We start from the raw sequence: 12,379 nt of genomic DNA on the forward strand, positions 1-12,379 counted from the left end.
TTACAAGTTGAGTTATATTTTTGGGAAGAATTTCCTTTATTTAAGATTTATCTACTAATCTAAATCCTTCTCCATGAATATTTAAAATTTCTACATTCTCGTCTAATTTTAAATACTTTCTTAATTTAGCAATATATACATCCATACTTCTAGATGTAAAATAGTTATCATCTCTCCATATTTTAGTTAACGCTAATTCTCTTGGCATTAGATCGTTTTTATGAATAGCTAACATACGTAATAATTTACTTTCTTTTGGAGAAAGTTTAGTAGGCTCTTCTGCTTCATTTATTGATAAGTGACGTAATTTAGAATTAAAGAAAAATGAACCAATATTAAATTCAAATTGTTCAGATTCTTTAGACTTATCTGTTTCTTTTCTTTGCAAAATTGCCTTAATTTTATGCAATAAAACTTCAGAATCAAACGGTTTGTTTAAGTAATCATCTGCACCAACAGAGTAACCTTTTAAAACATCTTCTTTTAAGGTTTTTGCAGTTAAAAATATAATAGGCACTTCTTTATTTGTACCTCTTATATCTTGAGCTAAAGAAAAACCATCTTTACGAGGCATCATAACGTCTAAAATACAAAGATCATAATCACTGTTCTTAAACATAATTAAACCTTCTATTCCGTCTTTTGCATGTGTAACGTTGTAATCGTTTAATGCTAAATAATCTTTTAAAACTGTTCCAAAATTTGGATCATCTTCTACTAATAATATTTTTTTACTTCCCATTTTATATATTTTAAATTAAAGGTAATTTTACTGTGAATATACTTCCTTCTCCTTTTTCACTTTCAACAAATACTGTTCCATGATGTTTTTCTACTATTTCTTTTACATATGCTAATCCTAAACCATGACCTTTTACATCATGAATATTCCCTTTTTGTTCTCTATAAAATTTATCGAAAACCATTTTTTGTGCACTCTTACTCATCCCAATACCTTCATCCTTTATCTTAAAGATGAAAAATTTGTTGGTACTTTCTGTATAGACATCTATATTTGGACTATCTCCAGAATATTTTATTGCATTCTCTAAAATATTAACAATAACATTAGTTAAATGAAATTCGTTTCCAGAAATTTCTGATGTTATAGCTTCAAAATGGGTTGAAATATCTCCATTTTTAGAAGTAACCAATAAACTAACATGGTTTATTGCATCATCTATAGTATCATGAATATCAACAATTTCTTTACTTATTTCTAGTTGATTCTTTTCTAATCTAGATATTCTAAGAACATTTTCTACTTGAGTATGCATTCTTTTATTTTCATCACGAATCATACCAATATAACGCAACACTTTGTCCTTATCGTTAATTATTTTAGGGTTTTTTATAGAGTCTAAAGCTAAATTTATGGTAGCAATTGGGGTTTTAAACTCATGCGTCATATTATTAATAAAATCAGTTTTAATTTCAGAAATCTTTTTTTGTTTAATCAATTGATATAATGATCCAGAAAAAGCGATAATGATAATAAAAATGAAGAATAATGATAATAACAGAATGTTAGATATATCTGATAAAATATGATCGTTTTTTTCTGGAAAACTTACGTACAATAAATACTCAGGTTCATTTTCAGAATTATAAAACAAAGGATAAGGATAACTATCTTTTTTATTTACAGTGTAATAACCCGATTTAAGTTTGGTAGCTAAACCATCTCTACTATAAACTCCATATTTAAAATCTAAGTTTATATTTCTTTTCTTTAATTCATCTTTTATTGTAGCATTAAGCTCTCTGTTACTTAATCTTTTATGAATAGGATTTATTCTATTATAGTCTTTAAAATATTCTGCAAATTGACTTTTTTCTATATTAGTTAACCTTTTTGTAAAAGAATATTTTTTTCATCAACTGAAGAAAATAAATTATCTGCACCTTTTATAAGTTTAGATTGGAAAAAATCTTTTTTCCCAGTAAGTCTTTTAAATATTATAGAATCATCGCTTAAAAAATCTACAGGGATTTCAAAATTTTCTTCTAAAATAGTAGAACCAAAAGATATTTTTTGATTGTTAGTAGTATCTATTTCTTGAAAAAAAGACTTTTAATTTGAGCTTCATTTGCTAAAACTGCATTTTCAATAATCCCTTCGAATTTTTTATCAAAAAGAGACCTTTCTTTTTCATTTATTCTTTCAGATACACTACCTAAAGATTTCTGTACATCGTTCTTAAATTGTTCCTTTTTACTTTCAACAGCATTGTTAATCCAATACATCTGTACAGCAATAATTCCTATTAAGGAAATGCTCATTAAAAACACGATAAGAACAAACATCTTTTTGCCCATATATCAAAGTTAAGCTATTCAAAATTTGAAATTCGCGTTTTTAACGTTGATTAACAAAATAGATTCAATTTTAAGAATAATTTAACAGAATCGTTGCAGATATTTTAATTCACCACTTTTTTTGTGTTAAAATATTATGAATCTTATTTACCTGATTTTTAGTATCATCTAGGTTTTCATTGCAAATTATGTAGTTAGATTGCAATATTTTTTTCATCATTCCATTGATTTTTCATTCTATTTAACACTTCTTTTTTAGTAACAGAATCTCTTAATAAAACACGCTTTATTTTAGTATTAAGCTCTGCATAAACTGTTACAATAATGTCACAAAAAAATTGCTCTTACTTTCAAAAAGTATTGCGTTTTCATAAATAATGTATAATTTATCTACATTATTTTTTACAAAATCTTTAAAATGTTTTTTTACTTCTGGATGCACTATCGCGTTTAAACTACTAAGTTTATCTTTGTTATTAAATACTATACTTGAAATGTATTCTCTATTTAAAACATTATCTAAAAAAGCTTCTTCTCCAAATTCTTTAATTAATTTTTCTTTAATAATTTGAGAGGAATTCATCAGTTTTTTTGCTTCAATATCCGCAATATAAATAGCAACATTTTTAAATTCTGAAAAATAGTTTGCAACTGTAGTTTTACCACTTCCAATTCCGCCTGTTAAACCAATAATCATAACTTATTTTTGAATTAAAAAATCAATTTTTGTAGGTATAATTTTTACACTCTTTATAAAATCTGGTTGTGAAATTATTTTAGGAATTAAATATCCAAGATTATTATTTTTAGAAATAGCATAATCGCATTCAATTTTAAAAGATGCTTCAGAAACCTTAGCAAAATTAGATAAAGCTACTACAAAAAAAACATCAACTTTTTCGGTTAAAGTGGTTAAATTAATTTTATTAGGTAAATTTTTAGTCTTAAAAGCGATCTGTAAATTACCTTCTGTAAATTTTTCTACAGAACCAGATATTGTAGCTTTTAATGTGCTAAATTTTATATTATCTATTTTATCGTTTTCTAGAATATCAACTTTACTTTCAAAACTATTTTTTACATCATTTAATTTTAACTCACTTAAATTTAAATAATGAATATTTTTAATTTTTGACTCTGGTCCAGAAATAATAATTGAATCTGGTTTTACAAAAATTTCGTCTAAGAGATCATAACCAATGTGATAATTGATATTAATATTAGGTTTTAATACAACTTTTTTAGATTTTAATATTCCTAAATTAAGAGAGATTGTATCTTGTATAACTTCCTGAATTTCTACTTCGTTAGGTAATTGTAATTGAATTTTAGTTAATTGGTTTCTTATTAAAAAATAAAACTTCGATTTACTTTTCCTTTTTAATTTTGATGCATCTAATTGTAAACTATAATTATTAAATTTAGTTCTTAAAAGCTTAAAACCAGAAGCTTTAACTGTAATATCTATTTCTTTAATAGGAGTTTCTTGTAATAATTTGTTTTGTGGAATATTACTATAACTAACTGGGAATGTTACAACTGTAGTGTATTCTTTTGAAAAAGTAATTAATAACCAAATTAAAAAAGAGGCTATTAAAAATCCAATAAATGTTTTTGGTATTTTATTTAAATTTTTCAATTTCTAATTCTTAATTTATTGCAATCTAATAAAAAGTGTTTAACAAAAAAAATGAGCTTTTACTAATTAAAGAAAAGCTCATTCATATTAAGTTGTAAGTAAATTATTTTTTAACAGCTGGTGCTAAATATCTTTTACTTAATTCCATTGAAATAGCAGAACGTTCGAATTTAATTTTCCCTGCTCCTGTTTCTATAGTCACGGTATTATCTGCAGCATGTAAATCTACTATTTTACCATGAATACCAGAAGAAGTAACAATTTTAGTTCCTTTTTTTATTTCTGATTGAAATGATTTTTCTTTTTTTGTTTATTCATTTGAGGTCTTATCATAAAGAAATACAAAACCCCTATCATTGCTACAAATGGCAGCATAGACATTAAACTTCCAGAATCTGTTTGTAATAATATTGTTGAAAACATATTAATTATTTAGCTTTTGGTGTAACCATACCTTTAAGAGTTAAAACTTCTCTACCAGATTCTGTATTTGTAATTAATGTAATGTTTTTTCTTTGTCTATTACGCTTACTAGCTGTGTTAAATTTTACTTTAACCTCTTTAGTTTCTCCTGGTTTAATTGGTGCTTTAGGCCAAGCAGGAACTGTACAACCACAAGTTACTCTTGCATCTGTAATAACTAAATCTGTTTTACCAGAATTTGTAACTAAAAAAGTTTTTTCAACGATATCTCCTTCATTTACAGTACCAAAATCGTACTCATTATTATCTACAGAAATAGACGCTGTTCCTTTTTTAATTTCTAAATCTCTAGATTTTGCTTTATCTAAATTACCTTTATTAATTTTAGTTTTGGCATTACTATCTGCACAAGAAACAAATACGTTTGCACAAATTATAAAAGCGAATAAAATTGTTATTTTTTTCATGATGTTTAAATTTTTGTAAAAATACTAAATAATTTTGCTAAAACAAAAGCTTAAATTAAGCCTCTACCAATTTTAACAATTCTTTTATTACTAATATACTCTTTAGATATTCTATCTAAAACTCCGTTTATAAAATAACTGCTTTTTTCTGTAGAATAATCTTTAGAAATCTCTATATATTCATTTATAGTAACTCTAGTTGGAATCGACGGAAAATTTAAGAACTCTGTAATAGCCATTTTTATCAAAATCATATCCATATCAGCAATTCTTTCCGACTCCCAGTTTGGTGTTTTCTCAGAAATATCGTCTTCATAAGTTTTATGCTTTAAAACTGTTTTAGTAAATAAAGATGAAACAAAATCTTCATCATCTTTATCTTTATACAAGCTTCCAACCACAAATATTGATGTTTCTTTAAACTTACTTAAAGACTTAACAACCCAAGTATTTACAAATGGTATATCATCAGACCAAGAAATTATTTCTCCTTCAAAATATTCTGCAAGTTTTTCATTAGGTGCTATTATTTCTTTAAAAAAATCGATTACAAAAGATTTATCAACTTTAAAAGAATTCTCTACAGTATCTAAATATTTTTTATACAAATTGCTATTTTGTAATTCTTCAAAAATAATTTTTACATATTCACTATCTATCTCCCAATTTTTAAGATTATTCATCTCAATATAGCTTTCAACACTTATGCTTTCTGCAATTGCATTAATTACTTTGTTTTCTAAAAATTTAGTATTGGGTTTTAATTCTTCTTTTGTAGCAAGAATTTTCTTTTTGGATAGTGCAATTTTTTTTGCCGCAAATTTTTGAACTTCAACCAATAGTTGAATATTTAAAACGTACAAATCAAACATTTTTAAAATACTATGTTTTAAAAACTTTTCTTCTCTAATGATATCATCATTATGAGATTGCTGCATTGCATATACAGATTGCATTACTTTAACTCGAATATGTCTTCTGTTAATCATTATAAAGAACTTAAATAAATTGCATTTTTTTGCTTTGCAAAAATAGTATTAATTTAGTTTCTCGTCACCTCTTTTTAATACTTTTTTAAGAAAGTTTATCTTTTCGAAACTCGTATATTCGTGCTTTATTTTTTAATCCATTTTTTTCTTTGAAAGCACTACAATATTTAAACAAATATTTCTCTAAATACAAATGGCGTATTTTAATAGGATTACTAATTACTGTTTTCTCTAAATTACTTGCCTTAAAAATTCCTCAAATAATTAGAGATTCTTTAAACGTTGTAGAAGATTATCATAATAATACCATTACAGATGTTTCTCAGGTTAAAAATCAATTATTAATAAATGTTTTTATAATTATTGGTATTGCCCTTCTTGGTGGTTTTCTAACTTTTATTATGAGACAAACATTAATTGTAACGTCTAGATTAATTGAATTTGATTTAAAGAATGAAATTTATCAACAATACCAAAAACTATCGCTTAACTTTTATAAAAAAATAGAACGGGTGATTTAATGAATAGAATTAGCGAAGATGTTTCTAAAGTTAGAATGTATGTTGGTCCTGCTGTAATGTATACTATGAATATGATTGTACTTTTTGTTGTAGGTTTTACTCAAATGGCTCAAGTAGATTTTAAATTAACACTTTACACATTAATCCCTTTTCCTCTTTTATCAATTTCAATTTTTGTTTTAAGTAGAGTTATTCATAAAAGAAGTACAATTGTACAAGAATACTTATCTAAATTAACTACTTTTAATCAAGAATTTTTTTCGGGAATTAATGTTGTAAAATCTTATGGAATTGAAGCTTCTATTATTAAAGATTTTGATGCTATTTCTGATGCCAGTAAAGAGAAAAATATTCATTTACATAAAGCTAATGCATTATTTTTTCCTTTAATGATTTTATTGATTGGAATAAGTAATTTATTAGTTATTTATATAGGCGGAAACCAATATATAAATGGAGAAATTAAAATTGGTGTTGTTGTAGAGTTTATGCTCTACGTTAATATTTTAACTTGGCCAGTTGCAGTTGTTGGTTGGGTAACATCTATGGTTCAGCAAGCAGAAGCTTCTCAAGCAAGAATAAATGAGTTTTTAAATCAAGTTCCAGAAATTCAAAATTTCAACAAAGAGCAAACTGAAATTAAAGGGAAAGTTAGTTTTAAAGATGTTACATTTAAATATGAAGATACAGGTATAACTGCTCTTAAAAATATTAATTTCACTGTAAAACCTGGTGAAACTATTGCAATCTTAGGTAAAACTGGTTCTGGAAAAACAACTATAATCGAATTAATTTCTAGACTTTATGATACTACAAAAGGTACAGTTTTATTAGATGATATACCAATTAAAAAAGCGAACTTAAATGATGTAAGAAGTCAAATTGGTTTTGTTCCCCAAGATCCTTTTTTATTTTCTGACACTATTGGCAATAATATTAAATTCGGTAAAGAAGATGCTAAAGAGGAAGAAATTATTAAAGCTGCAAAAAACTCTGATGTTCATAAAAATATAATTGAGTTTACAAACGGGTATAAAACCATACTTGGTGAACGAGGTGTAACTTTATCTGGAGGGCAAAAACAACGTGTTTCTATTGCAAGAGCAATTATTAAAAACCCTAAAATTTTAATTTTTGATGACTGTTTATCTGCTGTTGATACAGAGACAGAAGAGAAAATATTATCAAACTTAGAAAAGGTTTCTAAAAATAAAACTACCTTTATAATTAGTCACAGGGTTTCATCTGCAAAAAATGCAGATAAAATTATTGTTTTAGATGCGGGTAAAATAGCACAACAAGGAACTCACAATCAATTAATAACAGAAGAAGGATACTATAAAGATTTGTATGAACAGCAACTTTTAGAAAAAGAAATTTAATCTTTAACATTGCTACATAAAATATTTTATTAGATTTGTTGAGTACAATAAACATTTTATAACTACTATTTTAAAAATTATGGCAGAGAGAGTTGAACAGGAAGAAATTTTTTCACAGGTATTAAGAGCAGGGAGAAGAACCTATTTTTTTGACGTTAGAGCTACTAAAGCAGACGATTATTATTTAACAGTAACAGAAAGTAAAAAGTTTACACACGATGATGGTACTTTTCATTATCAGAAGCATAAAATTTATTTGTATAAAGAAGATTTTACAGACTTTCATGAGATGCTAGGTAAAGCAACTGACTATATTATTAATGAAAAAGGCAACGAAGTAATTAGCGAACGCCATCAAAAAGACTTTAAGAAAGAAGAAACTAATACTACAGAAGAGACACCTAAGTCTACAGAAAGTTTTACAGATGTTTCTTTTGATGATATATAACAAATTATAACTTTAATAAAAGTTATAATTTGTTATTACAATATTAATTCAAATTCAAATTAGTTTACATTAAAAACTGCAATCTTATTAGATTGCGGTTTTTTCAATTTCATAATACACGTTTCATTATACTACTTTTTGCGACAGTTTCTTCCCATTCTTTTTTAGAATTACTATCTTTAGTAATACCTCCTCCAACAAAAATTGATGCAGTTTTATTTTCTATGCTCATACATCTTAAGTTAACAAATAACGAAGAATTTTTATCAGTACTTTTGGGGTTAAAATTTATTTCTCCTAAAAAACCTGTGTAATATGTTCTTTTATAATTTTCATTATCTACAATAAACTTCTTTGCTTTTTCTCTTGGCAAACCACAAACTGCAGGAGTTGGATGCAAAGCTCTAATTAATGTTTTTAGATTAGAGTTTTCTAATAATTTTCCTGTAACTTTAGTTTTTAAATGCAGTAAACTTCCTGCTTTAACTGTTTCGGTTTTATCAATTGTTAAATTTGTTGAAATGTTTCTTAATTGGTTCTCAATAAAATCTGTTACTAATTGCTGTTCTTCTAATTCTTTATTTTTCCAAACTACGTTATTTACATTTTTAAATAATTGTGTTCCCGCCAAAGACATTGTTTTAAAAGTTGAATTGTTAACTTCTAAAAGCGTTTCTGGTGTTGCTCCTAACCATAAACCAATCTTTGGGTGAAACCAAATGTAAACAAATGCGTTTTTATAATTGGAAAGTAATTTTTGAAAAACGTTTATCAAATTAAAATCTGAAAGGGCTACTAATTCTTCTCTAGAAACAACTACTTTTTTTAAATCGTTATTTTTAATTTCTTTAATAGTTTTATCTACAAGTTTAATATGATTTTTTTTAGATTTCTCATCTAAATTATTTTTTTTATCATCTGAAATTAAAGTATCTAAAGAAGTTTTTTCATTTATATATTCTGAATTTTCTAATGAAAATAAAATTGCTTTTTTTGTATTATCAAAAGGTGCAAAAACAAAACCAGACTCAGTAAAACTATTTGTAAAAGTTAAAGAGTCAATGGTACTAAAAAGAGCAGAAACTGATTTTTTATTCGGTTTTCTATAAACTACAAAAGGCATTTCCTTATTATAGCTAGTAATTATTTTTTCGAAAATTTTCAAACTATTTTTTGTCTAAAATAATATTAGTTAACTTACAAATAGAAATTAAATTATCTTCTTCATCAACAATTTTAATTTCCCATAAATGAGTCGTTCTCCCTTTATGTATTGGTTTAGCAATACCAAAAACCACACCCTCTTTTTTACTTTTAAGATGATTAATACTTAACTCAATACCTTTAACAATCTTAGTTTTAGTATCTACAAAAAGTGCAGAAGCACAACTTCCAACAGTTTCAGCTAAAGCAGCAGTAGCACCTCCATGTAAAATCCCATAAGGTTGATGAACCCCTGAGTTTACAGGCATTTTAGCAACAATATAATCTTCTCCAACTTCAATAAACTCTATATCAAGAGTTTCCATTAAAGTGTTTTTACTTAAGCTGTTTAAAGTTAATAATGTTTTTATTTTATCCATTAAAGAGAAATTTAAACAGTAAAAATAAGCATAATTTATTGTACTTTTGCCACTATATTTTTGATCAATTTTTATGTATAAAATCCGCATTATTTTAGATACTAAAGAAGATGTTATTAGAACTATTTTAACAGATAGTAATATCAATTTAGAAACTTTACACACCACTATTGCCAAAGCTTTTGGTTTTAAAGGACTAGAAATGGCTTCATTTTATAGAACAGATGAGGAATGGAATCAAGGAGAAGAAATTCCTTTATTCAATATGGCAGAAGCTGGAGAAGAAATTTCGATGCAAACTTGTATTTTAAATGAAACTTTAACGAAGGAAAATGATAAACTAATTTATGTTTATGATTTCTTAAATATGTGGACTTTCTATGTTGATGTAATTGAAATTTCTGCAGAAAAAAGAAATGATCTACCTCAAACTATTTTAAATGTTGGAGAAATTCCAGAAATTGCTCCTGAAAAAGAATTTGTTGCAGATAAGTTAGAAAATGAATTTGGAGACGAAGGTGATATAGATGACGAATTCGGTCATTTTGATGATTTTGATTATAACGATTATTAAAAATGAGTACAAAAAAGAAGGGAGTTTTAACTTCTGATAGCGAGTGGAGAAAACACTTACGCAAAGTTGGAAAACGTTTTTTTTGGAAGGCAGAAAGAAAAGCTGGTAAGAAACAAGCAAAAAAAGAATCTTAGGTTTTCTTAAAAAAACTCAATATCATATTTATGATAAAGTTATTCTTATAAATAAAATTTTACACTCTAATCACGTAACAAAATTGTAAATTAGTCGTCTAAATTTATATAACCGACTAAAACAATTTCTTTGGAAACTATCTTATCTCTAAAAAATCTTGACAAAAAATACGGCAAAGTTCATGCAGTAAATAACCTTTCTTTTGATATTGAAAAAGGAAATGTTTACGGAATACTTGGGCCAAATGGAAGTGGAAAATCTACTACTTTAGGAATTATTTTGAATGTTGTAAATAGAACTTCAGGAGATTTTTCTTGGTTTAACGGAAGAACTATCTACACATGATGCACTTAAAAAAGTAGGTGCAATTATAGAACGCCCAAACTTCTACCCTTACATGACTGCAACTCAAAACTTAGCTTTGATTTGTAAAATAAAAGGCATTTCTACTGAAAAAATAGATGAAAAACTAACAACTGTTAATCTATTTGAAAGAAGAGATAGTAAATTTAGTACATTTTCTTTAGGTATGAAACAACGTTTAGCTATTGCTTCTGCCCTATTGAATGATCCTGAAATTTTAATTTTAGATGAGCCAACAAATGGTTTAGATCCTCAAGGAATTCATGAAATTCGTCAGATAATAAAAAAATTGCAGCAAACGGAACAACAATTTTATTAGCATCTCACCTACTTGATGAGGTTGAGAAAGTATGTTCACATGTTGTTGTTATTAGAAAAGGAGTAAAACTATATAGTGGTAGAGTTGACGAATTAACAGCTTCTAACGGTTTATTAGAGCTTAAAATAGATGAGAAAGAAAATGAATTAATTAAGCTTTTAGAAAACCATGATGCGATTGGTAAAATAACAAAAGATCATGATACATTAATTGCAACCTTAATTCGTGGTATATCTTCAACAGAAATCAATAAATATTTGTTTGATAATGGCTTCGTTTTATCTCACCTTGTAAAACGTAAACCTAGTTTAGAACAGCAATTTTTAGATTTAACAAACAACAACTAATCAACTTAAAAAAAGTCATGCTAAGACTACTTACCATAGAATTTCATAAATTAAGATACAATAAAGCCAGTAAAATATTATCGATAATATACTTTGGCTTACTAACTTCTATTGCGCTAATTGCAGCCATAAAATTCGAATTTGGAGATTTTAAACTCCATTTAGCAGATGCTGGGATTTTTAATTTCCCTTATATATGGCATTTTAACACCTATATAGCAGCAATTTTAAAATTCTTTTTATTATTAGTTATCGTTTCTATGATGTCTAATGAATATAGTTACAAAACGTTAAAGCAAAATTTAATAGATGGTTTAAGTAAAAAAGAATTTATTTTATCTAAATTTTATACAGTTATTGCATTTGCAGCTATTTCTACCGTTTTTGTTTTTGTAGTTTCTTTAGTATTAGGCTTGGTATATTCAGATTATAATGAGTTTGCTATTATAATTTCAGATTTAGATTATCTTTTAGCCTTTTTTATAAAATTAGTTGGTTTTTTCTCTTTTGGTTTATTCTTAGGAATATTGGTTAAAAGATCTGCCTTTGCAGTTGGCGCAATGTTTGTATGGTTAATAGTAGAAAGTATGTTTAAAGGATACTTATACTGGGCTTTTAGAAGTGCAGATAAAACTGGTGATAAAGTAGATGCTATTATGCAATTTCTACCATTAGAAGCTATGACAAATTTAATAAAAGAACCTTTTTCGAGGTTAGGAGCTGTTAGATCTGCTGCTAATACTATGGGTGAAACTTTCACTAAAAGTTATGCTGTAGAATTTACCACAATCTTAGTGGTTTCTTTTTGGACATTTCTATTTATTTACTTGTCTTATGCACTGTTAAAAAAGAGAGATTTGTAATACTTTT

At 26.2% G+C, this 12,379-nt stretch carries 13 protein-coding genes and 3 pseudogenes; 6 read left to right on the forward strand and 10 right to left on the reverse strand.

All coding sequences use genetic code 11. The features are described from left to right. Nucleotides 1-40 precede the first annotated feature (40 nt). The 8 genes and pseudogenes from N5A56_RS16780 to nusB form a co-directional block, all read right to left on the reverse strand. The gene (locus N5A56_RS16780; protein WP_265724384.1) at nt 41-742 is read right to left on the reverse strand and encodes a response regulator transcription factor; all 702 of its coding nucleotides are present in this window, start codon (nt 740-742) and stop codon (nt 41-43) included. 10 nt (nt 743-752) lie between these two features. Beyond that, nucleotides 753-1,616, reverse strand: coding sequence for a sensor histidine kinase (locus tag N5A56_RS17610; RefSeq protein ID WP_337994866.1), 864 nt, complete (start codon nt 1,614-1,616; stop codon nt 753-755). A gap of 436 nt (nt 1,617-2,052) precedes the next feature. After that, nucleotides 2,053-2,307 (reverse strand): hypothetical protein, encoded by a 255-nt coding sequence (locus tag N5A56_RS17615; RefSeq protein WP_337994867.1) that lies wholly within the window; start codon nt 2,305-2,307, stop codon nt 2,053-2,055. A gap of 328 nt (nt 2,308-2,635) precedes the next feature. Further along, a complete protein-coding gene (coaE, locus tag N5A56_RS17620) occupies nt 2,636-3,016 on the reverse strand; it encodes a dephospho-CoA kinase (RefSeq protein WP_337994868.1) in 381 nt (126 codons plus the stop codon). Between the two features lie 3 nt (nt 3,017-3,019). Then, complete coding sequence (locus N5A56_RS16795) at nt 3,020-3,958, reverse strand: YbbR-like domain-containing protein (protein WP_265724382.1); 939 nt, start codon at nt 3,956-3,958, stop codon at nt 3,020-3,022. 103 nt (nt 3,959-4,061) lie between these two features. Then, nucleotides 4,062-4,381: pseudogene (gene yajC, locus N5A56_RS16800) on the reverse strand (preprotein translocase subunit YajC). Between the two features lie 5 nt (nt 4,382-4,386). Further along, nucleotides 4,387-4,848 carry a DUF1573 domain-containing protein gene (locus N5A56_RS16805; RefSeq protein ID WP_265724381.1) on the reverse strand — a complete coding sequence of 154 codons (462 nt, stop codon included), beginning with the start codon at nt 4,846-4,848 and terminating at the stop codon, nt 4,387-4,389. 50 nt (nt 4,849-4,898) lie between these two features. Beyond that, nucleotides 4,899-5,837 (reverse strand): transcription antitermination factor NusB, encoded by a 939-nt coding sequence (nusB, locus tag N5A56_RS16810; RefSeq protein ID WP_274270619.1) that lies wholly within the window; start codon nt 5,835-5,837, stop codon nt 4,899-4,901. A gap of 149 nt (nt 5,838-5,986) precedes the next feature. Between nusB and N5A56_RS16815 the strand changes: the two are divergent. Both N5A56_RS16815 and N5A56_RS16820 read left to right on the forward strand, forming a co-directional pair. Next, nucleotides 5,987-7,740, forward strand: a pseudogene (locus N5A56_RS16815) (ABC transporter ATP-binding protein). Nucleotides 7,741-7,819: 79 nt separating this feature from the next. Next, nucleotides 7,820-8,188: a PUR family DNA/RNA-binding protein gene (locus tag N5A56_RS16820; protein ID WP_265724380.1), complete on the forward strand. Its 369-nt coding sequence runs from the start codon at nt 7,820-7,822 to the stop codon at nt 8,186-8,188. A gap of 109 nt (nt 8,189-8,297) precedes the next feature. Here N5A56_RS16820 and N5A56_RS16825 read toward each other — a convergent pair whose 3' ends face one another. Together N5A56_RS16825 and N5A56_RS16830 are read right to left on the reverse strand one after the other, a co-directional pair. Then, nucleotides 8,298-9,353 carry an isochorismate synthase gene (locus tag N5A56_RS16825; RefSeq protein WP_265724379.1) on the reverse strand — a complete coding sequence of 352 codons (1,056 nt, stop codon included), beginning with the start codon at nt 9,351-9,353 and terminating at the stop codon, nt 8,298-8,300. Nucleotide 9,354: 1 nt separating this feature from the next. After that, complete coding sequence (locus N5A56_RS16830; RefSeq protein WP_265724378.1) at nt 9,355-9,771, reverse strand: PaaI family thioesterase; 417 nt, start codon at nt 9,769-9,771, stop codon at nt 9,355-9,357. A gap of 73 nt (nt 9,772-9,844) precedes the next feature. Between N5A56_RS16830 and N5A56_RS16835 the strand changes: the two genes are divergently transcribed. From N5A56_RS16835 to N5A56_RS16850, 4 genes and pseudogenes are all read left to right on the forward strand, one after another. After that, nucleotides 9,845-10,345, forward strand: a complete 501-nt coding sequence (locus N5A56_RS16835) for an IS1096 element passenger TnpR family protein (protein WP_265724377.1) — start codon at nt 9,845-9,847, stop codon at nt 10,343-10,345. 2 nt (nt 10,346-10,347) lie between these two features. After that, complete coding sequence (locus N5A56_RS16840; protein WP_265724376.1) at nt 10,348-10,479, forward strand: hypothetical protein; 132 nt, start codon at nt 10,348-10,350, stop codon at nt 10,477-10,479. A 130-nt stretch (nt 10,480-10,609) separates the two neighbouring features. Continuing rightward, a pseudogene (locus N5A56_RS16845) lies at nt 10,610-11,509 on the forward strand (ABC transporter ATP-binding protein). Nucleotides 11,510-11,526: 17 nt separating this feature from the next. After that, nucleotides 11,527-12,372 carry an ABC transporter permease gene (locus tag N5A56_RS16850; RefSeq protein ID WP_265724374.1) on the forward strand — a complete coding sequence of 282 codons (846 nt, stop codon included), beginning with the start codon at nt 11,527-11,529 and terminating at the stop codon, nt 12,370-12,372. Nucleotides 12,373-12,379: the final 7 nt, after the last annotated feature.

It is taken from the genome of Polaribacter ponticola (assembly GCF_026191475.2).
Classification (GTDB): domain Bacteria; phylum Bacteroidota; class Bacteroidia; order Flavobacteriales; family Flavobacteriaceae; genus Polaribacter; species Polaribacter ponticola.